The following is a 25091-nucleotide window of genomic DNA, read 5'->3' as shown; positions in this document are numbered from 1 at the left end:
CCGTCTGCCTGTTCAACCACCGCGGTGTTCGATCACCGCGGTGCTTCAACTCCGCACAGCCCGAGAGCGCCAGACCATCATCTTCTCGACCTGCATGTCCTTCATGGTGTGCGCAATCCCGCCCACGCCATGCCCGGACAGACCCGCCCCGGCGAACGGCATCCAGTCGACGCGGAACGTGGTGCTTTCGTTGACCATCACCGCCGTGGCATTCAGGTCCTGGTAGCACTGCATGGCGGTGTCCAGGTTTTGTGTGAATACCGCGGCCTGGAAGGCATAGGGCAGGGCATTGGCCAACCGGATCGCCTCTGCCAGGTCATCAAAGGCATACACCGCCACCACCGGGCCGAACACTTCCTTTTGCATCACGCTCGAATTGATGGACGGATTGAGCAGCACGGTAGGTGCATAGCAGTTGTTGCCCAATGCGCGACCTCCCGAGATGAGGCGGGCGCCACTGGCGACCGCTTCATTGACCCACTGGCCCACGCGGTTCATTTCCCGTTCAGTGATCAATGGACCGACATCGGTATACGGATCGGTCGGATCACCGACCACCATGGCGTCGCCCAACTGGCCCAGGCGCTCGGCGACCTGCTCGGCGATGCTGCTGTGGCAGAACACCCGTTGCACGCTCACACAGACTTGGCCGGCATGGAAGAAACCACCGCGGGCGATGCGTGGCAGTGCGTCTTCAAGATCGGCATCCGCCGCCAGCACCACCGGCGCCGCGCCACCGTGCTCCAGCGCGCAGCGGGTACCCGGTGCCAGGGTCGAGCGCAACATCCAGCCCACCGCCGCCGAGCCGATGAAACTGAAGAAGCCCACCCGTGGGTCGGACACCAGTTTGCCGGTAATGGCGTTGTCGGTCGGCAGCACCATCTGCGCCCAACCCTGGGGCAGACCCGCCTCGATCAGGATATCGACCAGGACCCTGCAACTGAGCGGAGTGTTGGTTGCCGGCTTGACGATCACCGGTGCGCCGACGGCGATGGCCGGTATCACTTGGTGCACGATCAGGTTGAACGGATGGTTGAACGCGGAGACGGCCACGACCACGCCGATCGGCTCGAATTGGGTGAACGCCACACGGTTCGCCGAAGCGGCGTTCAGGCCCATGGGGATCACGTGGCCGCTCTCGGTACGCAAAACTTCGATGCTGTTGAGGATGCCATCGATGCCGCGTTCGACTTCGGCGATTGAGTCCTTCAGCGGCTTGCCGCCTTCGCTGGCCGCTTGAGTGGCAATCTTGATTTTGCGTTCGCCGATCAACTCGGCCGCACGATGCAGGATTTCAATGCGACGCGGTTTGGACAACCACTGGCTGCGATCGCAGAAGAGGCCGTGGGCGACAGTCAACGCCTGCTCGACATCGACGCCTGTGGAAATCGCCACATGACCGATCACCGCGCCGTTATAAGGGGCGTGCACAGCCAGGGTTTGTTCAGACATGGGATTTACCTCGAATCTTACATTGACGGATTGCCGTTTCAGCGAGCCTTGGGACGTCAACGGATCGCAGCCTGCGGCAAGGCCTACAGGATCGGTTTGCACACGCAAAGTGTAGGAGCTGCCACAGGCTGCGATCTTTCGATCTGCCCAAGTGCTTGCCAGACATGGCGTCAAGGTAGTGCCGAGTGGGTGTTTGGAAAACTGAATAATTCAGAAGCTTTTATTCATTTTTGGAGAAGAACTCCCGGAATCCCCCGTAGGCGACTCCAGGAGCAGCAGGCGATGACCTTAAAGGTTATCGGCGTCGATGATCGCCTTGGCAAAGGCTTGCGGATCTTCTTGCGGCAGGTTGTGACCGATGCCGCCGGTGATCAGCCGGTATTCGTACTTGCCGGTGAAACGCTGGCGGTAGTCCTCGGCTTTCGGATGCGGTGCGCCGTTGGCGTCGCCTTCCATGGTGATGGTCGGCACGCTGATGGACGGGGCCTTGGCCAGTTTCTGTTCCAGCGGGTCATATTTCGTTTCGCCCGGCACCATGCCCAGGCGCCAGCGGTAGTTGTAGATCGTGATGTCGACGTGATCGGGGTTGTCCAGGGCGGCGGCGCTGCGATTGAACGTGGCGTCATCGAACGCCCATTGCGGCGAAGCCAACTGCCAGATCAACTTGGCAAACTCATGGGTATTCTTTTCATAACCGGCACGACCGCGCTCGGTGGCGAAGTAGAACTGGTACCACCACTGCAATTCAGCTTTGGGCGGCAAGGGATTCTTGCCGGCGGCCTGGTTGCCGATCAGGTAGCCGCTGACCGAAACCAGCGCCTTCACTCGCTCAGGCCAGAGCGCCGAAACGATACCCGCCGTACGCGCACCCCAGTCGTAGCCGCCGAGTACGGCTTGTTTGATTTTCAAAGCGTCCATGAAATCGATGACATCGCTGGCCAGAGCGGCGGGTTGGCCATTGCGAAGGGTTTTGTCGGACAGGAAATGCGTATCGCCATACCCCCGTGCATACGGCATCAGTACCCGGTAACCCTTCGCCGCGAGCAAGGGCGCGACCTCGTCATAGCTGTGAATGTCGTAAGGCCAGCCGTGCAGAAGAATGACCACCGGGCCATTGGCCGGGCCGGTTTCGGCATACGCCACGCTCAACAAGCCGGCATTGATGTGTTTGAGCGGGCCGAACGGGGTGTCGGCGGTGGTTGACGCACTGACGGGGGCAGGTGCTGCGGTGGCAGGGGTATTGGCCTGAGCGTTGACGGCTCCCAGTACACCCAATGTCAGAGCAAGAACGGTGGAACCCACCAGATGGCGGCGATTTCTGTCGGCGTGTTTGTTCAACAAATGCACGTTCATGGTGGAACTCCTTTTTAAATGTAGGTCGGGCAGGGGAGGCCGTGGTTCACATTTAAGTGCAGGCAGGTATCCGGGCTATTTCAGAAACGCGTGCGGGTGAAGCGTTTTGTATCGCGGGGAAGTGTAGATACATTTCGATACAAGGCGGGGAAGGTTGTGGGAGCGAGCCTGCTCGCGATTAACGTCCAGGCAACGCGATCATCCAGGCTGCCCGCATTATCGTTGACGTCCATCGCGAGCAGAGCTCGCTCCTGCAGAGGAATGGCGGGTTTGTCCGTTAGGCGCTATCTACTGGCTTACTAGCGTTAGCCGGCAACCATGTGGCGGAGTAGAGTCGAGGCCACACCCCTGGCAACCCCGGATGATCCCGATGACTCGCCCTCGCTTCCTGCCCGACAACTTCACCCTGACCTTGATCGGCGTGGTACTTCTCGCCAGTTTGCTGCCCGCCAGCGGGCAGGTGGCGGTGGGCTTTGGCTGGCTGACCAACGTCGCCATCGCGCTGCTGTTTTTCCTGCATGGCGCCAAGCTGTCCCGCGAATCGATCATTGCCGGTGCCGGCCACTGGCGCTTGCATCTGCTGGTGTTCAGCCTGACCTTCTTGCTGTTCCCGCTGATCGGGCTGGCGCTCAAGCCGGTGCTGTCACCGATGATCGGCGCCGACCTGTACATGGGTATGCTCTATCTCTGCGCGCTGCCCGCCACGGTGCAGTCGGCGATTGCCTTCACGTCCCTGGCCCGGGGCAACGTGCCGGCGGCGATTTGTAGCGCGGCAGCCTCCAGTCTGTTCGGGATTTTTCTCACGCCGTTGCTGGTGACCCTGCTGCTGAATGTGCACGGCGAAGGCGGCTCGACCCTCGATGCCATCGTGAAAATCAGCGTGCAGTTGTTGCTGCCGTTCATTGCCGGGCAGATCGCGCGACGCTGGATCGGCGCCTGGGTGGGGCGCAACAAGAACTGGCTGAAGTTCGTTGACCAGGGTTCGATTCTGCTGGTGGTCTACGGTGCGTTCAGCGAAGCGGTGAACGAAGGCATCTGGCACCAGATTCCGTTGCGGGACCTGGCGGGGCTGGTGGTCGCCTGCTGCGTGGTACTGGGGTTGGTCCTGGTGGCCTCCACCGTGCTGGGCAAACTCTTTGGCTTCAATCAGGAAGACCGCATCACCATTCTGTTCTGCGGTTCGAAGAAAAGCCTGGCCACTGGCGTGCCGATGTCCCAGGTACTGTTCGCCGGCAGCACCATCGGCGTGTTGATCCTGCCGCTGATGCTGTTCCATCAGATTCAGTTGATGGTGTGTGCAGTGTTGGCGCAGCGCTATGCAAAACGCCAGGAAACCGTGGCGCAATTGATGGGGCAGGTTGACCCTTGATCTTGACAGTGGGTTAACGCTCAATCCCAATGTTTTATATGACGACAAGGTGACAAACAGGCGATAGCGAAATTAATCCAGCTGTCATCGTGATGTCACCTACCCCATGGCAGGATCGTCGCAAACCACCCTGAGCGACCGGTGCAACGCCGTTCGCGGGCCGATGCACCTGCCAGGAATCTCTCCCATGAAAGGTGACGCCTCCCTGTTTGCGGCCATTGACCTGGGCTCCAATGCGTTTCGCCTGATGATTGGCCAGTCGGTCAAACGCAACCAACAACTCATGATTCAGGAAGTGAAAACCCTGCGAGAGCCCGTACGTTTGGCCGAGGGGTTTCAAGGCGGGGCACTGGACGAATTGGCGCTGGATCGGGGATGGCAGGCGTTGGCGCGCTTCGGCAAGAAATTGCGCGGATTCGAAGCCGGGCGAGTGCGGGCGGTGGCGACCAGCGCCGTGCGTGAAGCCGACAATGCTCAATTATTCCTGGTCAGTGCGGAACGCCACCTGGGTTTTTGCATCGATGTCATCTCCGGCCAGGAAGAAGCGCATCTGGTCTACGCCGGTGTTGCCCATACGATTCCGTGTCAGCAGAGCATGCGCCTGGTGGTGGATATTGGCGGGGGATCCACCGAGTTGATTCTGGGGCGCGGCGCCCGGCCCCTGGTCACGGAGAGCATTGCCATTGGCAGCGGCACCTGGGGGGCGCGCTATTTTGCGGGCGGCGGTATTACCGCCCAGGCGCTGCTCGAAGCCGAGCGCATCGCCATGCTTGAGTTTGAAAAGGTAGCCCGCCGTTATCGCACCCAGGGCTGGCAGCAGACCATCGGCTCCTCAGGCACGGCGCGCCTGCTGGCCAAAATACTCAATGCCAACGGGCTCAATGACTTCGGCCAGCGCGGCATTACCTACAGCGGCCTGCTGCGATTGTCGCTGCGTCTGCTGGAAGTCGGGCATGTCAAAAAGCTGCGGCTGGCAGGCCTGCAACCCCATCGCCTGAGCATCCTGCCGGGTGGATTGGTGCTGATGCTGGCGGCGTTCAAGGTCTTCGGCATTTCCCACATGACACCTTCGGAACCGGGGTTGCGGTTCGGTGTGCTGCACGGCCTGATGTCCCGGCACTGAAGCTCATCAAAAACGCCAAGATCTGTGGGGGCGAGCAGGCTCGCTTGAATGTTTAGACTTGAAGGGGTGGGCGAGGGCTGTGGCATCGAAATGGACGGTCATGGCACCGGGATCATGACCGAAAGCAGCTGGATCAATGCCAACCGCAATCCCGACTGGAGCAAGGCCGAGGTCGAGCAAGAGCTGAAGGGCCGTTTGGCTTGAGCAAAATCATCTGGCTGCCGGGTATCAAGGGCTCCACATCGACGCCATCGCGGCCGGTGGCGGTGGCACTCACTGCGTCACCAGCCATCAGCCATTGGTTTAGCGATGGGGGCGGGGGCCTCTGGTAAACTGCGCCCCTTTACCTCCTCAAACAAGAGAGCCTCATGGCTAACCAAGACATCACCTTCACCCCCGATCCTGACCAGGACTCCATTTCCTCCGACGTCGCCGCGTTCAACGGTATCCTGATGTCCACCCAGATCCCGACCCGCGCCGACGGCGGCCTGGAACTGGGCGACATCACCCTGCAGAGCGAATGCACCCTGCAAGCGCTCAAGGTCGCGCTGGAGCGTGCGGGCAGTTCCATGGATCGCGTCATGCACCTGACCATCTACCTCACCGACATGGCCGACCGCGCCGCCTTCAACGAAGTCTACAAACGCTACTTCGCCAAGCCATGGCCGGTGCGCGCCGCCGTTGGCGTGGCCGCCCTGGCGGTCGAAGGCATGAAGGTGGAAGTCGTCGCCATGGCGGCCAAGGCCTGACTCACACACAAAACCCTGTGGGAGCGGGCTTGATCGCGAAAGCGATGTGTCAGTCGACACCAACATTGACTGATACGCCGCTTTCGCGAGCAAGCCCGCTCCCACATTTGATCTGTGTCGTTCTGCAGATAGTCATTCATCCGGCACCACCCGGCAGCACACGGATGCCCATCAGGCATTTCGCCGCTACAATGCGCACCTCGACCGTGACAGCCTGACTAAAAAAAACTATGTCCTTGCCCAAGCATCACCTGGAATTGCTCAGCCCCGCCCGCGACGTAGCCATCGCCCGCGAGGCCATCCTGCATGGCGCCGACGCCGTGTACCTCGGCGGCCCGAGCTTCGGCGCGCGCCACAACGCCTGCAACGAAGTGAGCGATATCGCCAGCCTGGTGGAGTTCGCCCATCGCTACCACGCCCGGGTGTTCACCACCATCAACACCATCCTGCACGACAACGAACTGGAGCCGGCCCGCAAGCTGATCCATGAGTTATATGATGCCGGTGTCGATGCGTTGATCGTCCAGGATCTGGGTGTGATGGAACTCGACATTCCGCCGATCGAGCTGCACGCCAGCACCCAGACCGACATCCGCACCCTGGCGCGGGCGAAGTTCCTCGACCAGGCCGGTTTCTCGCAACTGGTTCTGGCCCGCGAGCTGAACCTGCAGGAAATCCGCGCCATCGCTGACGAGACCGACGCGGCGATCGAATTTTTCATCCATGGCGCGCTGTGCGTGGCGTTCTCCGGTCAGTGCAACATTTCCCACGCGCAGACTGGCCGCAGTGCTAACCGTGGCGACTGCTCCCAGGCCTGCCGACTGCCTTACACCCTCAAGGACGAGAAGGGCGGTGTGATCGCCTATGAGAAGCACCTGCTGTCGATGAAGGACAACAACCAGAGCGCCAACATCCGCGCCCTGGTTGAAGCCGGCGTGCGTTCGTTCAAGATCGAAGGACGCTACAAGGACCTGGGCTATGTGAAGAACATCACCGCCTATTACCGTCAGCGCCTGGACGAGGTCCTCGAAGATCGCCCGGACCTGGCCCGTGCTTCCAGTGGCCGCACCGCGCACTTCTTTGTGCCCGACCCGGACAAGACCTTCCACCGTGGCAGTACCGACTACTTCGTCAGCGAACGCAAGATCGACATCGGCGCCTTCGACTCGCCGACCTTCACCGGCCTGCCGGTGGGCGTGGTGGAAAAAGTCGGCAAGCGCGACCTGATCGTGGTCACCCAAGAGCCGCTGTCCAACGGCGATGGCCTCAATGTGCTGGTCAAGCGCGAGGTCGTGGGCTGGCGAACCAACATCGCCGAACCGAAAGGCGAGTTTGAAGAGGACGGCGAAAAGCGCTATCGCTACCGCGTCGAGCCCAACGAGATGCCTAAGGGGCTGCACCAACTGCGCCCGAATCATCCTCTGAATCGCAACCTGGACCATAACTGGCAGCAAGCCCTGCAAAAGACCTCTGCCGAACGCCGCATCGGCGTGGCCTGGGTTGCACGCCTGGACGAGCAGCGTCTGCAACTGACGGTCACCAGTGAGGAGGGCGTTAGCGCCAGTGTCGCTCTGGACGGCCCGTTCGGCCTGGCCAACAAGCCGGAGCAGGCACTGGAGCAATTGCGTGACCTGCTGGGTCAGTTGGGCACCACCCAATACCATGCCACCGACATCAAGCTCGATGCGCCCCAAGCGTTCTTCATTCCTAACTCACAGCTCAAGTCGCTGCGCCGGGAAGTGATCGAAGCGCTGACTGCGGCACGCATCAAGGCTCACCCACGGGGTGGCCGCAAGGCCGAAACCAATCCTCCGCCGGTGTACCCGGAATCGCACCTGTCGTTCCTGGCCAACGTCTACAATCAGAAGGCCCGGGATTTCTATCACCGTCACGGGGTCAAGCTGATCGACGCGGCCTACGAGGCGCACGAGGAACCGGGCGAAGTGCCGGTGATGATCACCAAGCACTGCCTGCGTTTCTCCTTCAACCTGTGCCCGAAACAAGCCAAGGGCGTCACCGGCGTGCGCACCAAAGTGGCGCCGATGCAACTGATTCACGGCGATGAAGTGCTGACGCTGAAGTTCGACTGCAAACCCTGCGAGATGCACGTGATCGGCAAGATGAAGGGCCACATCCTTGATTTGCCGCAACCGGGCAGCGTTCAGCCGGTCGTTGGCTACATCAGCCCGGACGACCTGCTCAAGACCATCCCCCGCGCCCCGCACTAAGGGCACAAAACCTGTGGGAGCGAGCCTGCTCGCGAAGAGGGCGGTACATTCAACATTAATGTGACTGCCCCACCGCTTTCGCGAGCCGGCTCCCACAAGGGACGTTTGTCGAACCCGAAATCCGGCGGAAAACTCTCCTGCACTGGCAGCCCGCCCCGGCTGTGCTAGCGTTTTGAGGTTGCCCCTCATCTGCGAGAGCCACTGCCATGGACGAAACTATCGTTAACGTAACCACCGAGAAATTCAACGCGCTCATTGCCGTGGTGCAGGCTTATGGCGTGGCTTTCGCGGTCAAGATGCTGACCGCCATTGCCTTTTGGATCGTCGGCCGCTGGCTGATCGGCTTTGCCGTCGGCATGGTGCAGAAAGCCTTGGGCAAGCAGAAGGTCGACCCGACCGTGTTGCGCTATGTCGGTTCGGCCATCACCGTGACGCTGAATATCATCCTGGTGATCGCCATCCTCGGTTACCTCGGCATGCAGACCACCACCTTCGCCGCGCTGCTGGCTGCCGTCGGCCTGGCGATCGGCATGGCCTGGTCGGGGCTGCTGGCAAACCTGGCGGCCGGTGCCTTCATCATTGTGCTGCGTCCGTTCAAGGTCGGTGACTTCATCTCGGCGGGTGGGGTTGTCGGCACCGTCACCGAGATCGGTCTGTTCGCGACCGCGATCAACACCCCGGACAACGTGCTGACCCTGGTCGGCAACAACAAGATCTTCAGCGACAACATCCAGAACTTCACCCACAACACGTTCCGTCGCGTCGAACTCAAGGCGCAGCTGTCCGGTGCCGCCGACTGGAAAGCGGCGGCGGCCTTGCTGAAGGAGAAAATCGCCGCCATCCCCAACGTGCTGGAAACGCCTGCGGTCGACGTGGAAATACTCGAATTCAACCTGGTCGGGCCGGTATTGGCGGTGCGTCCGTACTGCCACAACGAGCACTATTGGCAGGTGTATTTCGACACCAACCGCATCATCAAGGATGCCCTCGGTGAGGCCGGTTTCCCGGCACCGATGCCGGCACAGACCGTGATCTTTCAGCAGGGCGCCGCGTTGCCTGGCGGGTTGGCCAAGGAGTGACCGCCGCTCAGCTTCCCGTGGTTTCGGGAAGCCTGGCGATCACCTTGATCTCGAACTGGAAGCCATAGAGCCAGGTGACGCCGACGGCGGTCAACGTCGGGTGTGGCGCCTGGCCCCAGAACTCGGGTACCACCTTCCAGATCGTCTCGAACCTTGTTTGCGGATCGACGATGAAGACGGTGATGTCTACCACATCGTCGAAGCGGCAACCGGCAGCGCCCAGAATCCCATTCAGGTTGTTGAACGCTTGCCGGACCTGGGTCTCCAGATCCGGTTCGGGCGAGCCGTCCTCGCGACTGCCCACTTGCCCCGAAACGAACAAAAAGCCATTGGAACGGATCGCCGGCGAGTAGCGATTGCGCTCATACAGCGCCTGGCGCCCGGGTGGAAAAACAACATCACGCTTTGTCATACAGACCTCCATCAGCGGATCAAAACCGATCCGCGGTTAACGATGGACGGACTGTAGGTCCACGGGCTTGCTGGATAAACGCGCAACTGCAACTATCACTGTTTGTAAAAACCAAACAATCCGCTAGCTATTGGGGCAGGTATGGACCGTTTCGATGCGATGCAGGCATTTGCCCGGGTGGTGGAGGCGGGCAGCTTCACCAAGGCTGCCGAAACCCTGCACATGAGCAAGACCAGCGTGACGCAATTGGTGCAGCAACTGGAGGCACGCTTGCGCGTGAAATTACTCAATCGTACCACGCGCAAGGTCAACGTCACTGCCGATGGCGCGGTCTATTACGAGCGCGTGGTGCGTCTGTTGGCCGACCTGGACGATGCCGAGACCAGCCTGTCGGGTGCCTCCACGGTGCCCAGGGGCCGACTGCGCGTGGATGTGCCCAGCCCGCTGGCGAGCATGATCCTGGTCCCGGCACTGCCGGATTTTCACGCCCGATACCCCGACCTTCAGATCGACATGGGCGTCAGTGACCGCATCGTCGATCTGATTGATGAGAACGTCGATTGCGTAGTGCGCGGCGGCGAGCTGAGCGATCAGTCGCTGATGGCAAGGCGGGTGGGTGACTTGCAGCTGGGGGTGTTTGCGGCGCCGAGTTATCTGGAACGAGTGGGTAAACCCCTGCATCCACGGGAACTGGAAGATTCCGATCATCGTATCGTCGGCTTCCTGTGGGCGCGTACCGGCCGGGCATTGCCATACGCCATGCGCAATGACAGTGAGAGCGTACAGATCAGAGGTCGCTACGTGCTGGCCGTCGACGATGGCAATGCGTACATCGCGGCAGGCCTGGCCGGGATGGGGGTTCTCTGGTTGCCCGACTACATGTCCAGGCCCCATCGGGCACGTGGCGAACTGGTGCCCCTGTTCGAAGACTGGCGCCTCGATCCCATGCCGATCTACGTGGCCTTTCCCCCCAACCGGCATATCAGCCGCAAGGTACGCGTGTTCATCGATTGGGTCGCCGAACTGATGGCTCAACATGCGCCGATCGCCGACCCGAGAGGTTCATGAGCCTGATGCCGATGTCCGGTGATTACGGTTTCGCCCTCGAACACGATTGATCGCCAGCAGGCAACCGCCAATCAATAACGCTGCGGCGGCCACCAGCAGCGGGGAAGGGCGTTGCAGATACCGCTGGACAGGACGGCCATCGATCACTGGCATGGGAAGCTCTGCCTGGGCGCGCAATGGCTCTTCGCTCAATGCCAGGCGCGCGCCATCGGCCAGGGTCAAGGTCAGGTCTTCGATGGTGCCGGCAACCCGACCGGGGAACACCGGTTCGCCTGTCGGGTCGAGTTGGTCGTACAGAAACTGCTGACCTTCGAGCCACCCGACGGCGGTCAGTAATTCGGGTTCCAGGTAGTACTTTCCGTCGAGAAAAAAACCCGGAAAATGATGGGCACGCTCGACGCTTTCGACGATATAACGCTCACCCGGTTTCATGCCGGTTGATGGAGCAATCATGGTGAAGTCCTCCGTCCTGCGGGTGATAAATCAAGAAGCCCGCCATGAAGATAGCGGGCTTCAGGTTTGCAGAAACTGACGCGCCGGAGTGAACAGCGTTGTCACGGTCAGGCTGCGATGTTGCCACCGTTCAGTTCTTTCTTATAGGACGCTTTCATCGTCTCCATCTGCTTGCCCAACTCCTCAAGTTGCGCTTTGCCCAAGAGCTTCCTGGCTTCGGGGAACATCTCTTTTTCCTCTTCTTCGATGTGATGTTCAAGCAGCTCCTTGACCACTTTTGCGCGTCCGGAAAATTCGACGCTGGCGGGATCGGTCATCTTGAGATCCGGCATGACCAGCGAGTCGACCGTGCGGTGTTCTTCCTTGGCCTCGTAGTACATTTTTTCCTGTTCTTTACCGCCGGCTTTTTTGTAGGCCGGGTAGAGAATCTCTTCTTCGAGCCTGGTATGGATCGTGATCTCCATCTCTAGTTTTGCAATCAACTCGGCGCGTTTTTTTACCGCGCGTTCAGTTGAATCTTCCAACTGGGTCAGGATGCCTTTCACTCGTTCATGGTCGGCTTTGAGCATGTCAATGGCGTTCATTATCTTGCCTCACTGTCACGGGAAGTGTTGGGCCGGTCTATGCCGGCACCCCTGGTTTCCAAACATAGGCAGCATTGACTGTGCCAATCTAAACGTGGGCGTAAATCCCTTTGTAATCAGTGAGTTGTTTTTCATGGTGGTTGAGCCGCGCCATGCAGGCTGCACGAATGGCGCTATGCGCGCATTGCAAATAGCGGGTATTGGATCACTGGAAAAAAGACAGCTCGGGGCAGCGGGCGAGCCATGAAACGTTGATTGATGCCGCTCGTCAATTCGAATGCACGCCTGCGCCCCAGTCTCTTCAAACCTGTACGGCCCGGAGTTTCCGGACCTTTTTTGTAGAGGTGGGTATGGCTACCGATTTGACTTCCAGGGACAACATGCAGCGCCAGGATCAGGTGCAGGATTGCGTTCCCTCCAAGCCCGAGCCCGATTCACCGTCGCTCAATCCCGACGACCCGGGCAAATACGATCCGCTGACCACGCCTGATCCCGCTACCGTCCAACGCCCGGAAGACTGGGATGATTCGGCGGGGAGGGAGTTGCCGGAGGCTGATGAGCAAACCCCGCTGTCAGACGATAGACGCTAGAAGGAGCGGGTCATGACCGTATTCAATGCCTTGACCGGCTTTCCCTCGCCGCTTGTGGGGGCCGGAACCAGCGGCGTGCGCGAACTGTATGGCGTGCTGTACTGCAATGCTCCACACGCTCAAGAGCAGGCCGAAGCGTTTATGCGGCAGCAGCTGGCCCGCGCCGCCCAACTCCCTTGCGATTTGCCCGACACACCGCAAAACCTGACAGCCTGGGCCGAACGGCATGTCGCCGACGTCGCTCGCGACTACGCCGGCTACCTCGCCGAGCGCCAGCAGGGAGCGGGGCGCCGTTATTTTCAGAACAAGGCCCACGCCTTGTATTTCCTGCAACGGGTCGCACCGACCAAAGAAGTCGACGGTGCCTGGCTGGAGGGGGTATTGGAACACTGGCAGGATTACCGCTTCGATGGGCTGCTGACCACCTACCTTGAAGAATTGGGCAAGGGTGATCCCCGGCAGAACCATGTGTCGATCTATCGCACACTGTTGGCCGAACAGGGCTGTGACGATCAGCAAGGCCTGGATGACGAGCACTTTGTGCAAGGTGCGATTCAACTGGCGCTGGGCCGTTGCAGCGCCGCCTTCATGCCGGAGGTGATCGGCTACAACCTGGGTTACGAACAATTACCCTTGCACCTGTTGATCAGCGCCTATGAACTGCGGGAATTGGGTATCGACCCGTACTACTTCACGTTGCATGTGACCATCGACAACGTCAGCAGCGGCCATGGACGCAAGGCGGTCCGGTCGCTGCTGGAACTGTTGCCGCTGGAGGAGGGCAGGAACGAGTTCTATCAACGCGTGACCCTGGGCTATCGCCTCAACGATCTGGGCCTGGGGTCGACTGCGATCATTAAAGCCTTCGAGCTGGAGCGCGAAGTGATCGCCATGCTTGAACGCAAGCGTGGCTTCGGTCAGCACATGCATTCCGATTACTGCAAGGTCGAAGGGCAAACCATCAACCAGTGGTTGTCGTCGCCTGGTCATATCGAGGATTTTCTCGCAGCCCTGCAGCGCAAGGGTTGGATCAAGCGTCATCGGCCGCCGCAGGAAAGTCGATTCTGGCAATTGATCGAGGGCAGTACGGCGGCGATGTTCGGCGTGTTCGATGGTTACGAAAAGCAGTTGATCCACGCCTGGATCGCCGGTGATTGGCAAGATCCCAAACGGCAGCCGGCGTCGCTGCGGAATCTCAGCAGCAATGCCGAAGCAAGTGCAGGCACGGTGGATGATCCGGAACTCAAGGCGGTACAGGCCAGCCTGCATCACCAGTCGCCGCGCCAGGAACTTGAATCACTGATTCCCTGGCTATTGGCACAACGGCACCATCGCCCGGCGGGGTTGTTCGCCACCCGGCGCTTCATCGAACTGCGTTCGCGGTTACGCTGACTCAAGGAGTGTTGAATGTCAGTACAACAAATCGCCGATCGCGCGCTACTGGCGTTGGGCAGGCGGCTGATCGCCGAGGGCTATCGTTTCATCACGCCGACCCCATTGACCCACGAAAGATTCCTCCAGCGCTTTGCCACCCCGTTGGCGAGGGACCTGCGCGATGCCTTCGGTTGGTCGATGCCGTTCGATCACACACTGTTACCGGCGGATGAACTTATTGCGCTGGAACAGGCGGGCATCGTCGAACCGCAGGGTTATCTCTGGCGTAGCACTGTGCGTTGGTCGAGCCTCGGCGGATTGCTGTTCGCTCACTCGGCATACCCCACCACGCACGCCGACTCGATATTTTTCGGACCCGACAGCTACCGCTTCGCGCAGATGATTGAAGCCCATCTGCAACAGCATTTCGAGCCGATCCGGCGAGTGGTGGATATTGGTTGCGGTGCCGGTGTCGGTGCACTGATCGTCGCCCGCGCCCGACATGACGCCCAGGTACTGGCCGTGGACATCAATCCACGGGCATTGCGGCTGTCGGCGGTCAATGCCGAGCTGGCCGGAGTCTCCAATGTCACCGTCTACCACAGCGATATCCTGAGCAGTGTCGAAGGACAATTCGACCTGATCATTGCCAATCCGCCCTATATGAATGACAGCCAGCATCGCGCCTATCGCCACGGCGGCGGGGCATTGGGGGAGGGACTGTCGTTGCGCATCGTGCGCGAGTCGTTGCCGCGCCTGGACAAGGCGGGCAGCCTGGTGCTGTACACCGGCGTGGCGATGGTCGACGGCCAGGATCCGTTCCTGGAAGCCGTCCTGCCGGAGTTGGCCGGCGAGACATTTGGCTGGACTTATCGCGAGCTGGATCCTGATGTGTTCGGGGAGGAACTGCTCAAGCCCGGTTATGAGCGGGTTGAGCGCATTGCGGTCGTGGCGCTCATTGTCACCCGTCGAAACTGACAGAGGCCCCAACTCTATGTGCAACCCAATGTGGGAGCGAGCCTGCTCGCGAAGGCGATGGCATGTCCACACTATAAGTGTCTGACACTGCGCCTTCGCGAACAGGCTCGCTCCCACAAGGTGGTTACCGTTTCAATTACCATCCGCCACCTTGCGTTCGATCTCGTCGATTTTGCGTTGTAGCTCATCTGCTTCCGGCTCTTCGGAAGGGGTGGCGGGCATGGGCTCATCCGCGCTTTCTCCGTCACGGTCCTCGTTATCGCGGTTAATACGATCATCATCGTTCATGGCATTGGCCTCCAGTGTCTACCCATTGGATAGAGCACCATGACGCGAGTTCGAGTTTTTTGCCGGTCAGCGTCTGAGCCTCAGGACAGCACGCAGTGCCAGACAGACGCCAGCATCACCGCTGCCTGGGTGGGTGGAGCCGGTTTTGCGATGGCGCGCTCGCTCTCCATCGTCCTGATCAAAGCGTGGTGTAGCCGAAATAAACAAGTGCGATGACCGCAGCGATGGAGAAAGCGCGCAAGGCCTTCGTCGTCGAGCGATTCGAGCGCAAAGGGCTTGCGGATCGTTGCATGTGCGCGCCCAGACTCATGGTAGGGACAATAAAACCGTCCATGCTTGCCCTGTAGGTATGGCGCAAACCAATGATCAGAAACAGGATGATCAGGCCAAGGGCCAGTGCGCGGGAAAGTGTCGGATGAACCAGGGGCTCGTGAGTGTCTTCCGCGCAGGCAACACTGTCGACTTCGACGATGGAGATCCGTCCATCATCCATTGACGCCAGCTTGGTACCTTTTAGGGTATTCGCCTGCTGATCGAGGTCCAGCGCCTGATACTTCCACAGCGTTGCCGAGCCTTCCCGACAATAGGTGAAAGCGCCAGGGTTGGCGGCGGCGATGATGCACGCGTCGTTGATGCCGTGTTTTTTCAAGGTTTCCGTGGCTACCCTGGTGAAGTCCAGTTCAAGGACTGGAATGACTCCGTTGGCATACGCACCGGCGGAAACCAGCAGGCCTCCCAAGAGGCAAAGGATTGTCATGTTCAAGGTTGTATTTCCTTGTTTTTGTCGGCCTGCTGACGGAGCCGGTAATCGCCGCCTCGTTGTTGATGAAGTCTAGATCGTCAATGAGCGTTTGATGATTGAAAATGCGCAGTATTCACACTCATTTGCGAACGACCGGTGGAGTGGCAAACAGCGTTTACCTGTGCCTTACTCGGTGATTAAACCGGGGAGGGTTTGGAATGCGACGCAGAGGCGCACAGTTCTGGCTATGGCTCAATAAACGCTTACCCGTCAAAACCTACGAAGACGTGTTGAACGACGGTCGGCAGATCGAAGTGCAGGCGCGTATCACGCTGGAGGGGATGACCCAGGTTTTTATCGGGATCTACGACGCCAGTGGTGGCGCCCTGTTCGAAGCCTTTTCGGATCGCGGTTTGCGCGAACCGCTCGCGTCGGCATTGAAGTGGGGAGCACGGCGGGCCCGGGAACTCGTGCTGGAGACCGAGCCATTCGTGGCCCCCCACCGGGCGCAACTGACATTGAGCCCGTTGATCATTGACGAAGCGGTACTGGCCCTGCGGCGGATGGAGATGACTGACAGTGAGCGCCTGAAAATCAAGGCCAGCGATGCCCAGGCTGAATATCACGCGGCCCATTCGGCCATGCTCGAACTGATGCGCTCGACGACCTCGGTCGACCCACTGGTCTGGTCCGAATACCGCGAGCGGCTGCGACAGGCTATCGACCGCAGGGTCTGGGTCCAGCGCGGCTACCTGCCTTCAACAACCTCGTCACGCGTCAAGGACAACGGCCCTCATGAAAAAGGAAATCACTGACTCACCGCAAGAGACGGGCTCTGCGTCCGAGCGGATCGACGCGAAAATCCGCGAACTGAACGATTGGCGCGGCCAGACGCTGGCGCGGGTCCGGGCGTTGGTCAAGCAGGCCGACCCCGGAGTGGTCGAGGAAGTGAAGTGGCGCGGGGTACCGGTGTGGTCGCACGGCGGGATTATCTGCACCGGCGAGACCTACAAGAGCGCGGTGAAGATGACCTTCGCCAGGGGGGCCGCGCTGGACGATCCTTCAAAGCTGTTCAACGCCAGCCTGGAAGGCAACACACGACGCGCGATTGATCTGCATGAAGGTGACATCATCAATGAAGCCGCCCTGAAGGCGCTGATTCGCGCCGCCGTGGCGCTCAATACCGCCAGGCGCAAATAACCCGGCAACTGTGGCGCTCAATTCGTGAACGCGCCAATGAACGGGCGACGTAACCCCTGAAGGAGCGAGCTCGCTCCTGCAGGGGGCCAACCATCAGCGGCGTTTCGGCAGCGTCCAGTTTGGCCGGATGAAGTGGCAGGTATAGCCGCTGGGGTAATGTTCCAGATAGTCCTGATGCTCAGGCTCCGCTTCCCAGAACGGCCCGGCGGGCTCGATCTCGGTGACGACCTTGCCGGGCCAGAGGCCGGAGGCTTCGACATCGGCAACGGTATCTTCAGCGATTTGCCGCTGTTCATCGCTCAGGTAATAGAGTGCCGAGCGGTAACTCGTACCCAGGTCATTACCCTGGCGATTTTTGGTGGTCGGGTCGTGGATCTGGAAGAAAAATTCGAGAATCTGGCGATAGCTGATCTGCTGTGGGTCGAAGACGACTTCGATCGCTTCGGCGTGGGTGCCATGATTGCGGTAGGTCGCATTGGGCACATCGCCGCCCGAATAGCCGACTCGTGTGGCCAGCACGCCCGGGTAGCGTCGGAGCAGATCCTGCATGCCCCAGAAACAGCCGCCGGCGAGGATGGCGGTTTCAGTGTTTGTCGTCATGGTGCGCACCTCATATCAGTGACTGGCCTCGTTGATCGAGGCCGTCAGACCCTCATTGCATTTTGCTGTGATCCATTTTGCTGTGATCCATCGCGCCGAGGGAACGGGCCTGGGCCTCGACCTTGATTGTCTCTTTCTCGCCCTTGGCGTTTTCCACGGTCAGGGTCAGGGGCACTTTGCTGCCTTCTGCCACCTGGGCGGTCAAGTCCATCAACATGATGTGATAGCCATTGGGATCCAGGCTCACCGGTTCGCCTGCCCGTAACGCGACGGATTCGACCTGCCCCATGCGCATCACATCGTCTTTCATGCTCATCTGGTGGATTTGCACCGTCTTGGCGATTGGTGACTGCACATTGAGCAACTTGCTGTCCGTGTCAGCCTGCAGGGTCATGAAGGCGCCGGTCGAATGCTGGCCGGCCACCGTGGCGCGAACCCAGGCGTCGTTCACCCGGGTTTGCGCGGACACTTGCCAGGCCATGCCGATCAGGGAAAGGCCAAGCACCAGTTGTTTCAAGCGTTTTGAGTACAGCGAAGTCATCAGCAGACCTCCATGACGGTGAGCAGGTCTTCTGCGCACTCTTGAGCGGTAAGGGACGCGGACAGGCCCAGGCGCAAATTGCCTCGGGAGTCGAACACGAAGCTGGTCGCGGTGTGGGACAGGGTGTAGGTATCGCCGCTCGGAACCTTCTCGAAGAATACGCCGAACTCCTTGGCGGTGGCGGCGGTTTCTTCCAGCGTGCCGTGCAGTGCCTCGAAACTCGGATCGAAGGCCTTGACGTATTTGTCGAGCATTTCGGGCGTGTCGCGCTCGGGGTCCAGGGTGATGAAGATCACTTGCAGGCGTTCGCCATCGCGGCCCATCAGTTTCTTCGCCTGGGCCGCGCGGGCCAGGGTCGTCGGGCAGACGGCCGGGCATTGGGTGAAACCGAAAAAGATCATCGGCATCAGGCCCTGGTAGCTGCCCAGCATCCGGGTCTCGCCCTGGGCGTCCTTGAGCTTGAAGGAACGTCCCATGATCTTGTCGCTCAGATCCTTGCCGTACTTGAACGACAGCTTGCTGCTGTCATCGCAGCCGGCGAGCAGGCCAAGGCTCAGCAGGCCCATGCCGCGCAGGACAGTGCGACGGGTATACAACGTACTCATGGAAAAAAGCTTCCTGTGTAGCAACCGGGAAAACACAGTGCCTGACGGGTCAGACGAAAAAAGCGCAGGGATGTTAACAAACTGTTGCCCTGTGGCGCTTAATCGATCGCCCGCCGGTCCTGCGCCAAAAGGTCGCGGCCCCGGGGCTACATGAAGATACAAATGCCCTGCGCACGGACACATTGCGGATACATCGGCGCGGTTACATGGGGCTATCCAATCCCCATAGAGAGCATTGCCATGTTCCATAAACTGAAGCAGGTCGCCCGGTTCTTCCGCCAAAGCGCACAGTCAATGGTGGGTGTTCCCGATTACGATAATTACGTAGCGCTCATGGCGGTCAAATCCCCGGGCGAGCCAGTCATGACTTACGAGGCATTTTTCCGTGAGCGCCAGGAAGCACGGTTTGGCCGAGGCAAGTGCAATACGCGGTGCTGCTGAACGCGGAAGTTGCCAACCAGCCATTTGATAGATGCCACAAACACCGATAATTCTGTGGCGAGGGAGCAAGCGCCCTCGCCACAAAAGAATATCAATGAAGGTTTTATCGTTTGTGCTGACTGCGGCATGCACTTTTATAAAGCGCCAAGCCTGCCAGCGTGCACCAGCGCGTAGCGGTTTGTTGATCCATCTTCCCTACGGCCACGCCCGGCCAATTGAATACGATTCGCCTTGAAACCCGCCTGAACCGCCGTCTCCCGACCATTTCTCCAGCCCCGATATTCGACTGGCACAAACCCTGCATTAACCCTCTCAAGCCCCTCTGCATAGATGGGCAGCCCGCTCGGTCAACGACGATCGATCAACCGCACAGGTCGTGGGCAATATCGGTGGATCAGGCATGGCCGTCTGGTTTCAACACCGCAAAAGAACAGGCAAAGACGCCTGGAACCGCAAGGTTTCAGGCGTTTTTTTTTGCTTTTTGAACCGTGATGGGCTTGGGCAGGTGTCGTTTATGAATTCCAATGTAGCCACTTTGAACAAACTGCAAACGCTGGTCGTGATCGGTAATGGCATGGTCGGGCATCATTGTGTCGAGCAGTTGATCGAGCGCGGCGCTCTGGGGCGCTATCGCTTGCACGTCTTCAGCGAGGAGCCGATGCGTGCTTACGACCGTGTGCATCTGTCCGAGTACTTTACCGGTCGTGATGCCGAGTCGCTGGCGCTGAGTGACGCCTCGCTGTACGAGACGCCCGGCGTCACATTGCACCTGGGGGTACCGGTACTGGAAATCGACCGCGCAGGGCGTCAGGTGATCACCGCCCAGGGTTGCGTGCCATACGACAAACTGGTCCTGGCCACCGGCTCTTATCCGTTCGTGCCGCCGATTGACGGCGCCGAAGGCCATTCGCGGCTGGTGTATCGCACCCTGGAAGACCTCGACGCCATCCGTGCCGCGGCAGCCAATGCCCGCCGTGGTGTGGTGGTCGGCGGTGGCCTGCTCGGTCTGGAAGCGGCCAATGCCCTGAAAAGCCTGGGCCTGGAAGCTCATGTAGTGGAATTCGCGCCACGCCTGATGCCGGTGCAACTGGACGATCTGGGTGGTTTGGCGCTCAAGGCGCAGATCGAACGGCTGGGCGTCGGCGTGCATTTGTCCCGCGCCACGCAATCGATAAGTGCGGGCGAGGACTATCGCTATCGCATGAATTTTGCCAACGATGAATTTCTGGAAACCGACCTGGTGGTGTTCTCCGCCGGTATCCGTGCCCAGGATGCGTTGGCCCGCCAGTGTGCGCTGGAGGTCGGCCCGCGCGGTGGCGTGGTGATCGACGACACCTGCCTGAGTTGCGACCCGAACATCTACGCCATCGGCGAGTGTGCTTCATGGAACGGCAGCCTGTTCGGCCTGGTTGCCCCCGGCTACCAGATGGCGCGCAGCGTTGCCGCGCGGCTGTGTGACGACGTCGCCGAGCCGTTCCAGGGCGCCGACATGTCGACCAAGCTCAAACTGCTGGGTGTCGATGTCGGCTCCATCGGCGATGCTCACGCCAACACGCCGGGCGCGCGCAGTTATCAGTTCATCGACGAGACGACCGCCAGCTATCGCCGTCTGGTGGTGGACGCCAGCGGCAAGCAGGTACTCGGTGCGGTGCTGATCGGCGACAACAGCTATTACGACACGCTGCTGCAATACATGCAGAACGCGATTGCCTTGCCATCCGAACCGGCCGCTTTGATCCTGCCATCGTCCGAAGGCGCGCCGACCCTCGGCGCGAGCGCCTTGCCTGATTCGGCGACGATCTGTTCATGCCACAACGTGACCAAGGGCGCGATCTGCTCGGCCATCGACGGCGGCTGCAGCGATCTGGGCGAACTCAAGTCGCAGACCAAGGCGTGTACCGGTTGCGGTGGTTGCGCCGGCCTGCTCAAGCAAGTCTTCGAACATGAACTGATCGCCCGTGGCGTCAGTGTCGACAAGAGCCTGTGCGAGCATTTCGCCTACACCCGTCAGGAGTTGTATGCGCTGGTGCGGGTGGAAGGGGTCATTACGTTCGAAGAACTGCTGGCCAAACATGGCCGTGGCCACACCGGTTGCGATGTGTGCAAGCCGGCGGTGGGTTCAATCCTGGCGTCGTGCTGGAACCAGCCGATCATGGATCCGTCGCTGGTGCCGTTGCAGGACACCAACGATACCTTCATGGCCAACATGCAGAAAAACGGTACCTACTCGGTCGTGCCGCGCATTCCCGGTGGCGAGATCACTGCCGACAAGCTGATCGCCATCGGTGTGGTGGCGAAGAAATACGACCTCTATACCAAAATCACCGGCGGCCAGCGGATTGACCTGTTCGGCGCCCAGTTGCATCAATTACCGGACATCTGGGGCGAGTTGATTGAAGCGGGCTTCGAAACCGGGCACGCCTACGGAAAATCAACCCGTACGGTCAAATCCTGCGTCGGCAGCACCTGGTGCCGCTATGGTGTGCAGGACAGCGTGCAAATGGCGCTGACCATCGAAGACCGCTACAAGGGCCTGCGCTCGCCGCACAAACTCAAGTTCGCGGTGTCCGGTTGCACCCGTGAATGCGCCGAGGCGCAAAGCAAGGACGTCGGCGTCATCGCCACCGAGAAAGGCTGGAACCTTTACATTGCCGGCAACGGCGGCATGCGTCCGCGTCACGCCGAACTGTTCGCCACCGATCTGGATGACGCGACGCTGATCCGCTACATCGACCGCTTCCTGATGTTCTACATCCGCACCGCCGACAAGCTGCAGCGCACTTCGGTGTGGCGCGAAAGCCTGGAGGGTGGCCTGGACTACCTCAAGGACGTGATCATCCACGACAGCCTGGGCCTGGGCGCCGAGCTCGAGTCGCAGATGCAGCTGGTGGTCAACCGTTACGAATGCGAGTGGGCCAACGCCCTCAAGGACCCGGAAAAACTCAAGCGCTTCCGCACCTTCGTCAACGATAAACGCCCGGACCCGGACATTCACTTTGTCCAGGAACGCGGTCAACGGCGCCCGATCATGGCCGCCGAACTCAACCTGATCCCTGTTACCGAGGAGAGCGCCTGATGACTCATTCCAATACCCAACGCGTTGAAGCCGGCTCGTCTGCCCACTGGCAATCGGTGTGCAGCCAGCAGGACCTGGTGAACGACTCGGGCGTAGTGGTGTGGCTGGACGGCGCGCAAGTGGCGTTGTTTTATCTGCCGGGCATCGAGGGCAAAAACCTCTACGCCATCGACAATCACGACCCGCAATCGGGGGCCAATGTCATCGGTCGTGGGCTGGTCGGCAGCATCAAGGGCGACCTGGTGGTGGCATCGCCTATCTACAAACAGCATTTCCGCCTGGAAGACGGCACTTGCCTGGAATACCCGCAACAGCGTCTGCGGGTCTGGCCGGTGCGGTTGAACGAGGGGAGGGTGGAAGTGGGCATCGCCTGATTTCCCCTGTGGGAGCGAGCCTGCTCGCGGAGAGGGCATCAGATTCAACATCTTCGTTGACTGACACACCGCTTTCGCGAGCAGGGGGGGCCGTCCAGTGCAATCTGACAGTTAAACCAACATCAGAATTTAAACGCTTGTCTTCCTACCAGTAGCCATTTCCCGTGCTGCTTCTGCCAGATCTGAAAGTTTTCGATTTCCGTCGGAACCACTTCGGTACCTTTTAGGGCCTGGGCCGAGAAGTGGTGGCGGACCAGCGCGACATCACCGGAAACGGTGATGGTCTGGTTCTGCATTTCAAGGGTCTTGAACGCGCTTTTGCCAGTTTCGATGTCGGCGATGAACGCCTGTTTGTCCTGGATCTTGCCGCTGGAATGCCCGTAGGTCAGGTTCTCGGCGGTCAGCGCCCGAAGTTGCGCGATGTCCTTGTGCAGCATGGCGTTGGTCAGGTGGTCGACGGCTTGCGCGACGTCCTTGTCGCTCGACGAGGCCGCCGCTGCCACGTAGCCGCTGAACAGGCAGAGAAAACCGATCAGCACTTTGACTTTCTTCATGGGTGTTTCCTTGTTGTTGTAGGTCGTCGTACAACCTAGCAGGTTTCTTCTGAAATGGAAGATGGGGGCAGCGATGGGTGGAGGACGGTGACCTACCGCATGTCGACAAAACCGCAAAACCCGGGCTCCGGCGGTCAACTACCGCTCGGGGCAGTCGATAACCTCTTCAGCAATGGGCGTTCTTCAGAGGATGAAGCCACCCAAACGACAAACGTGCGAAAAGAGGAACCACAGAGTGTCCATAAAACTGCGTTTACTGTTGCTGATCGCTACTGGCGTGCTCACTGCGCTGATCATGGGCATGGTCAGTTACCTGGGAAATGGCCAGATGGCGCAAGCGGTGCAGGACAATGACGTCGGCATGAAGGCGCTGAGCAATCACCTCGAAGCCGACATGATGCATGACGCCCTGCGCGCCGACGTGCTGTCGGCGATGCTGGTGGGGCTGGGCAAAAGCACCAGCAGCAAGGCCGAGGTGCGCAGCTCGATCGAGGAACACACCGCGCATTTTCGGGAAATGCTCGGCGAGAACCTCAAGCTGCCGGTCAACGACACCCTGAAAGCCGCGTTGAACCAGATCAAGCCCAGCCTCGACACCTACATCAGCGCCGCTGAGCGCATCGTCGGCCTGGCCCTGGAAAACCCCGACGCCGCGCAAAAGGAACTGGCCGCCTTCAACAGCGCGTTCAGCCAACTGGAAGACCAGATGGCAGCTCTCAGTGAGCTGATTGAAAACAACACGCAACAGACCAGCGAAGGCACGCGCGAAGCCATCAGCAACGCCAATGTCGCCCTCGGCACTGTGCTGATCGTCAGTCTGTTGTTGCTGCTGGCCCAGGGGCGCTGGGTGATTCTGAGCATCATGGGGCCGCTGCGCACCGCCAGCCGCATCGCCGACAGCATCGCCCATGGCAACCTGAGCGAGCCGATTGTCGAGCCAAAGCGCCAGGACGAGGCCAGTCAGCTGATTCGCAGCCTGGCCACCATGCAGCGGGATTTGCGCGGCATGATCGAAGTGGTGCGCAGCAACGCCCATGGCGTCAGCGGCATGAGCGAGCTATTGAGTAACGGTTGCCACGAAGTCGCCGGCAGCAGCCAGCAACAAAGCACCGCGGCCAGCACCATGGCCGCGGCCGCCAGCGAAATGACCGCGAGCATCGAGGAGATCACCCGGCATGCCGAGCGCGCGCTGAACATGGCCAATCAGGCCGAGGCATTGGCTAAGGACGGCGGACGGGTGATCCATCAGGTGGTCAATGACATGGACGGTATCGCCCGTTCGGCGCAGCAGTCGGCGCAGGTGATCCGTACGCTGGACAAGGAGTCCGAAGCGATTTTCAGCATTATCCAAGTGATCAAGGGCATCGCCGATCAGACCAACCTGTTGGCACTGAACGCGGCCATCGAAGCGGCTCGCGCCGGTGAACAGGGGCGCGGTTTTGCCGTGGTCGCCGACGAGGTGCGCAGCCTCGCCGGACGCACCAGTGCCTCCACCCAGGAAATCGCCGCCATGGTCTCGCGCATCCAGCAAAGCACCCGCGAGGCGGTCATCAGCATGGAAGAGGGCGTGGCCCAGGTCGACAAGGGCATGGCCGTGACCGCCGATGTCGAGCGCGCCATCCGCGAAATCCTCGAGGCCACGCTCAACACCACGCAACTGGTCAATGACATCAGCCGGACCATTGGCGAGCAGAGCCTGGCCAGCAATGAAATCGCTCATCAGGTGGAGATGATTGCCGGGATGTCCGAAGGCAACAGCAAGGTGATCGGGCAGACGGCTTCGACGACGGATGAGTTGTCGTCGTTGGCGGGTAAGTTGTCGCAGTCGGTGGATCGATTTCGCCTCTGATACATCCTT

At 60.1% G+C, this 25091-nt stretch carries 26 protein-coding genes and 2 pseudogenes; 17 read left to right on the top strand and 11 right to left on the bottom strand.

Annotation, left to right across the window (positions count from 1 at the left end):
- Positions 1-45: 45 nt before the first annotated feature.
- Positions 46-1452: an aldehyde dehydrogenase family protein gene (locus AC07ZE_RS17435; protein WP_207265929.1), complete on the bottom strand. Its 1407-nt coding sequence runs from the start codon at positions 1450-1452 to the stop codon at positions 46-48.
- A gap of 288 nt (positions 1453-1740) precedes the next feature.
- Positions 1741-2805: an alpha/beta fold hydrolase gene (locus tag AC07ZE_RS17430; protein ID WP_207265928.1), complete on the bottom strand. Its 1065-nt coding sequence runs from the start codon at positions 2803-2805 to the stop codon at positions 1741-1743.
- A gap of 370 nt (positions 2806-3175) precedes the next feature.
- On the opposite strand from AC07ZE_RS17430, the gene AC07ZE_RS17425 reads away from it, so the two are divergent.
- The 6 genes and pseudogenes from AC07ZE_RS17425 to AC07ZE_RS17400 all read left to right on the top strand — a co-directional run bounded on the left by AC07ZE_RS17425 (position 3176) and on the right by AC07ZE_RS17400 (position 9353).
- A complete protein-coding gene (locus AC07ZE_RS17425) occupies positions 3176-4174 on the top strand; it encodes a bile acid:sodium symporter family protein (protein WP_207265927.1) in 999 nt (332 codons plus the stop codon).
- Positions 4175-4361: 187 nt separating this feature from the next.
- Positions 4362-5297: a Ppx/GppA phosphatase family protein gene (locus tag AC07ZE_RS17420; RefSeq protein ID WP_207265926.1), complete on the top strand. Its 936-nt coding sequence runs from the start codon at positions 4362-4364 to the stop codon at positions 5295-5297.
- 54 nt (positions 5298-5351) lie between these two features.
- Positions 5352-5590, top strand: a pseudogene (locus AC07ZE_RS17415) (agmatine deiminase family protein); the annotation flags it as partial.
- Between the two features lie 75 nt (positions 5591-5665).
- Positions 5666-6046, top strand: a complete 381-nt coding sequence (locus AC07ZE_RS17410; RefSeq protein ID WP_207265925.1) for a RidA family protein — start codon at positions 5666-5668, stop codon at positions 6044-6046.
- 230 nt (positions 6047-6276) lie between these two features.
- A complete protein-coding gene (locus tag AC07ZE_RS17405; protein WP_207265924.1) occupies positions 6277-8274 on the top strand; it encodes a peptidase U32 family protein in 1998 nt (665 codons plus the stop codon).
- A 206-nt stretch (positions 8275-8480) separates the two neighbouring features.
- Entirely contained in the window at positions 8481-9353 is an 873-nt protein-coding gene (locus AC07ZE_RS17400; protein WP_207265923.1) for a mechanosensitive ion channel family protein, read from the top strand.
- Between the two features lie 7 nt (positions 9354-9360).
- On the opposite strand, the gene AC07ZE_RS17395 is transcribed toward AC07ZE_RS17400, so the two are convergent.
- Positions 9361-9765 (bottom strand): RidA family protein, encoded by a 405-nt coding sequence (locus tag AC07ZE_RS17395; protein ID WP_207265922.1) that lies wholly within the window; start codon positions 9763-9765, stop codon positions 9361-9363.
- Between the two features lie 141 nt (positions 9766-9906).
- On the opposite strand from AC07ZE_RS17395, the gene AC07ZE_RS17390 reads away from it, so the two are divergent.
- A complete protein-coding gene (locus AC07ZE_RS17390; protein WP_207265921.1) occupies positions 9907-10833 on the top strand; it encodes a LysR family transcriptional regulator in 927 nt (308 codons plus the stop codon).
- Here AC07ZE_RS17390 and AC07ZE_RS17385 read toward each other — a convergent pair.
- Positions 10828-11286, bottom strand: coding sequence for a short chain dehydrogenase (locus AC07ZE_RS17385; protein ID WP_207265920.1), 459 nt, complete (start codon positions 11284-11286; stop codon positions 10828-10830). The genes AC07ZE_RS17390 and AC07ZE_RS17385 overlap by 6 nt on opposite strands.
- 107 nt (positions 11287-11393) lie before the next feature.
- Complete coding sequence (locus tag AC07ZE_RS17380) at positions 11394-11870, bottom strand: PA2171 family ribosome-binding persister protein (RefSeq protein ID WP_207265919.1); 477 nt, start codon at positions 11868-11870, stop codon at positions 11394-11396.
- A 350-nt stretch (positions 11871-12220) separates the two neighbouring features.
- On the opposite strand from AC07ZE_RS17380, the gene AC07ZE_RS17375 reads away from it, so the two are divergent.
- From AC07ZE_RS17375 to AC07ZE_RS17365, 3 genes are read left to right on the top strand one after another with little or no spacing between them, the layout of a single operon-like run.
- The gene (locus tag AC07ZE_RS17375) at positions 12221-12460 is read left to right on the top strand and encodes a hypothetical protein (RefSeq protein ID WP_259331964.1); all 240 of its coding nucleotides are present in this window, start codon (positions 12221-12223) and stop codon (positions 12458-12460) included.
- Positions 12461-12472: 12 nt separating this feature from the next.
- Positions 12473-13852 carry an iron-containing redox enzyme family protein gene (locus tag AC07ZE_RS17370; protein ID WP_207265918.1) on the top strand — a complete coding sequence of 460 codons (1380 nt, stop codon included), beginning with the start codon at positions 12473-12475 and terminating at the stop codon, positions 13850-13852.
- A 15-nt stretch (positions 13853-13867) separates the two neighbouring features.
- Positions 13868-14812 carry a N5-glutamine methyltransferase family protein gene (locus AC07ZE_RS17365; protein WP_207265917.1) on the top strand — a complete coding sequence of 315 codons (945 nt, stop codon included), beginning with the start codon at positions 13868-13870 and terminating at the stop codon, positions 14810-14812.
- A 132-nt stretch (positions 14813-14944) separates the two neighbouring features.
- Here AC07ZE_RS17365 and AC07ZE_RS17360 read toward each other — a convergent pair whose 3' ends face one another.
- Positions 14945-15100, bottom strand: a complete 156-nt coding sequence (locus AC07ZE_RS17360) for a hypothetical protein (RefSeq protein WP_207265916.1) — start codon at positions 15098-15100, stop codon at positions 14945-14947.
- Between the two features lie 178 nt (positions 15101-15278).
- Entirely contained in the window at positions 15279-15857 is a 579-nt protein-coding gene (locus AC07ZE_RS17355; protein WP_310650392.1) for a hypothetical protein, read from the bottom strand.
- Between the two features lie 203 nt (positions 15858-16060).
- Between AC07ZE_RS17355 and AC07ZE_RS17350 the strand changes: the two genes are divergently transcribed.
- Together AC07ZE_RS17350 and AC07ZE_RS17345 are read left to right on the top strand one after the other, a co-directional pair.
- Positions 16061-16657 carry a hypothetical protein gene (locus tag AC07ZE_RS17350; protein ID WP_207265914.1) on the top strand — a complete coding sequence of 199 codons (597 nt, stop codon included), beginning with the start codon at positions 16061-16063 and terminating at the stop codon, positions 16655-16657.
- Entirely contained in the window at positions 16638-17042 is a 405-nt protein-coding gene (locus tag AC07ZE_RS17345) for a DUF1801 domain-containing protein (protein WP_207265913.1), read from the top strand. The genes AC07ZE_RS17350 and AC07ZE_RS17345 overlap by 20 nt, the downstream gene beginning before the upstream one ends.
- Positions 17043-17135: 93 nt before the next feature.
- Here AC07ZE_RS17345 and msrA read toward each other — a convergent pair whose 3' ends face one another.
- Genes msrA through AC07ZE_RS17330 form a run of 3 tightly spaced genes read right to left on the bottom strand, consistent with a single transcriptional unit; the run spans position 17136 to position 18788 of the window.
- A complete protein-coding gene (gene msrA / locus AC07ZE_RS17340; RefSeq protein ID WP_137806405.1) occupies positions 17136-17642 on the bottom strand; it encodes a peptide-methionine (S)-S-oxide reductase MsrA in 507 nt (168 codons plus the stop codon).
- Between the two features lie 52 nt (positions 17643-17694).
- A complete protein-coding gene (locus AC07ZE_RS17335) occupies positions 17695-18183 on the bottom strand; it encodes a copper chaperone PCu(A)C (protein WP_207265912.1) in 489 nt (162 codons plus the stop codon).
- Positions 18183-18788, bottom strand: a complete 606-nt coding sequence (locus AC07ZE_RS17330) for an SCO family protein (protein WP_207265911.1) — start codon at positions 18786-18788, stop codon at positions 18183-18185. Before AC07ZE_RS17330 ends, AC07ZE_RS17335 begins: the two co-directional genes overlap by 1 nt.
- A 240-nt stretch (positions 18789-19028) precedes the next feature.
- On the opposite strand from AC07ZE_RS17330, the gene AC07ZE_RS17325 reads away from it, so the two are divergent.
- The 3 genes from AC07ZE_RS17325 (at position 19029) to nirD (ending at position 22679) form a co-directional block, all read left to right on the top strand.
- Positions 19029-19229, top strand: coding sequence for a YbdD/YjiX family protein (locus AC07ZE_RS17325; RefSeq protein WP_207265910.1), 201 nt, complete (start codon positions 19029-19031; stop codon positions 19227-19229).
- A 514-nt stretch (positions 19230-19743) separates the two neighbouring features.
- Positions 19744-22305, top strand: coding sequence for a nitrite reductase large subunit NirB (gene nirB / locus AC07ZE_RS17320; RefSeq protein ID WP_207265909.1), 2562 nt, complete (start codon positions 19744-19746; stop codon positions 22303-22305).
- On the top strand, positions 22305-22679 hold the full coding sequence (gene nirD, locus AC07ZE_RS17315; RefSeq protein ID WP_207265908.1) for a nitrite reductase small subunit NirD: 375 nt from the start codon (positions 22305-22307) through the stop codon (positions 22677-22679). The genes nirB and nirD overlap by 1 nt, the downstream gene beginning before the upstream one ends.
- 122 nt (positions 22680-22801) lie before the next feature.
- On the opposite strand, the gene AC07ZE_RS17310 is transcribed toward nirD, so the two are convergent.
- Positions 22802-23233: a nuclear transport factor 2 family protein gene (locus AC07ZE_RS17310; RefSeq protein ID WP_207265907.1), complete on the bottom strand. Its 432-nt coding sequence runs from the start codon at positions 23231-23233 to the stop codon at positions 22802-22804.
- Between the two features lie 172 nt (positions 23234-23405).
- Between AC07ZE_RS17310 and AC07ZE_RS17305 the strand changes: the two are divergent.
- Both AC07ZE_RS17305 and AC07ZE_RS17300 read left to right on the top strand, forming a co-directional pair.
- Positions 23406-24224: pseudogene (locus AC07ZE_RS17305) on the top strand (MCP four helix bundle domain-containing protein); the annotation flags it as partial.
- Positions 24219-25082, top strand: coding sequence for a methyl-accepting chemotaxis protein (locus tag AC07ZE_RS17300; protein ID WP_404940893.1), 864 nt, complete (start codon positions 24219-24221; stop codon positions 25080-25082). The pseudogene AC07ZE_RS17305 and the gene AC07ZE_RS17300, both read left to right, overlap by 6 nt.
- Positions 25083-25091 lie beyond the last annotated feature (9 nt).

The organism is Pseudomonas sp. GW101-3H06 (genome assembly GCF_059424605.1).
This window is presented reverse-complemented; position numbering and strand designations above follow the sequence as displayed.

What these genes read in the sequence shown, in the direction of transcription:
- AC07ZE_RS17435 (WP_207265929.1), bottom strand. Translation starts at nt 1,452, where the DNA reads ATGTCTGAACAAACCCTGGCTGTGCACGCCCCTTATAACGGCGCGGTG.
- AC07ZE_RS17430 (WP_207265928.1), bottom strand. Translation starts at nt 2,805, where the DNA reads ATGAACGTGCATTTGTTGAACAAACACGCCGACAGAAATCGCCGCCAT.
- AC07ZE_RS17425 (WP_207265927.1), top strand. Translation starts at nt 3,176, where the DNA reads ATGACTCGCCCTCGCTTCCTGCCCGACAACTTCACCCTGACCTTGATC.
- AC07ZE_RS17420 (WP_207265926.1), top strand. Translation starts at nt 4,362, where the DNA reads ATGAAAGGTGACGCCTCCCTGTTTGCGGCCATTGACCTGGGCTCCAAT.
- AC07ZE_RS17410 (WP_207265925.1), top strand. Translation starts at nt 5,666, where the DNA reads ATGGCTAACCAAGACATCACCTTCACCCCCGATCCTGACCAGGACTCC.
- AC07ZE_RS17405 (WP_207265924.1), top strand. Translation starts at nt 6,277, where the DNA reads ATGTCCTTGCCCAAGCATCACCTGGAATTGCTCAGCCCCGCCCGCGAC.
- AC07ZE_RS17400 (WP_207265923.1), top strand. Translation starts at nt 8,481, where the DNA reads ATGGACGAAACTATCGTTAACGTAACCACCGAGAAATTCAACGCGCTC.
- AC07ZE_RS17395 (WP_207265922.1), bottom strand. Translation starts at nt 9,765, where the DNA reads ATGACAAAGCGTGATGTTGTTTTTCCACCCGGGCGCCAGGCGCTGTAT.
- AC07ZE_RS17390 (WP_207265921.1), top strand. Translation starts at nt 9,907, where the DNA reads ATGGACCGTTTCGATGCGATGCAGGCATTTGCCCGGGTGGTGGAGGCG.
- AC07ZE_RS17385 (WP_207265920.1), bottom strand. Translation starts at nt 11,286, where the DNA reads ATGATTGCTCCATCAACCGGCATGAAACCGGGTGAGCGTTATATCGTC.
- AC07ZE_RS17380 (WP_207265919.1), bottom strand. Translation starts at nt 11,870, where the DNA reads ATGAACGCCATTGACATGCTCAAAGCCGACCATGAACGAGTGAAAGGC.
- AC07ZE_RS17375 (WP_259331964.1), top strand. Translation starts at nt 12,221, where the DNA reads ATGGCTACCGATTTGACTTCCAGGGACAACATGCAGCGCCAGGATCAG.
- AC07ZE_RS17370 (WP_207265918.1), top strand. Translation starts at nt 12,473, where the DNA reads ATGACCGTATTCAATGCCTTGACCGGCTTTCCCTCGCCGCTTGTGGGG.
- AC07ZE_RS17365 (WP_207265917.1), top strand. Translation starts at nt 13,868, where the DNA reads ATGTCAGTACAACAAATCGCCGATCGCGCGCTACTGGCGTTGGGCAGG.
- AC07ZE_RS17360 (WP_207265916.1), bottom strand. Translation starts at nt 15,100, where the DNA reads ATGAACGATGATGATCGTATTAACCGCGATAACGAGGACCGTGACGGA.
- AC07ZE_RS17355 (WP_310650392.1), bottom strand. Translation starts at nt 15,857, where the DNA reads ATGACAATCCTTTGCCTCTTGGGAGGCCTGCTGGTTTCCGCCGGTGCG.
- AC07ZE_RS17350 (WP_207265914.1), top strand. Translation starts at nt 16,061, where the DNA reads ATGCGACGCAGAGGCGCACAGTTCTGGCTATGGCTCAATAAACGCTTA.
- AC07ZE_RS17345 (WP_207265913.1), top strand. Translation starts at nt 16,638, where the DNA reads ATGAAAAAGGAAATCACTGACTCACCGCAAGAGACGGGCTCTGCGTCC.
- msrA (WP_137806405.1), bottom strand. Translation starts at nt 17,642, where the DNA reads ATGACGACAAACACTGAAACCGCCATCCTCGCCGGCGGCTGTTTCTGG.
- AC07ZE_RS17335 (WP_207265912.1), bottom strand. Translation starts at nt 18,183, where the DNA reads ATGACTTCGCTGTACTCAAAACGCTTGAAACAACTGGTGCTTGGCCTT.
- AC07ZE_RS17330 (WP_207265911.1), bottom strand. Translation starts at nt 18,788, where the DNA reads ATGAGTACGTTGTATACCCGTCGCACTGTCCTGCGCGGCATGGGCCTG.
- AC07ZE_RS17325 (WP_207265910.1), top strand. Translation starts at nt 19,029, where the DNA reads ATGTTCCATAAACTGAAGCAGGTCGCCCGGTTCTTCCGCCAAAGCGCA.
- nirB (WP_207265909.1), top strand. Translation starts at nt 19,744, where the DNA reads ATGAATTCCAATGTAGCCACTTTGAACAAACTGCAAACGCTGGTCGTG.
- nirD (WP_207265908.1), top strand. Translation starts at nt 22,305, where the DNA reads ATGACTCATTCCAATACCCAACGCGTTGAAGCCGGCTCGTCTGCCCAC.
- AC07ZE_RS17310 (WP_207265907.1), bottom strand. Translation starts at nt 23,233, where the DNA reads ATGAAGAAAGTCAAAGTGCTGATCGGTTTTCTCTGCCTGTTCAGCGGC.
- AC07ZE_RS17300 (WP_404940893.1), top strand. Translation starts at nt 24,219, where the DNA reads ATGCAGCGGGATTTGCGCGGCATGATCGAAGTGGTGCGCAGCAACGCC.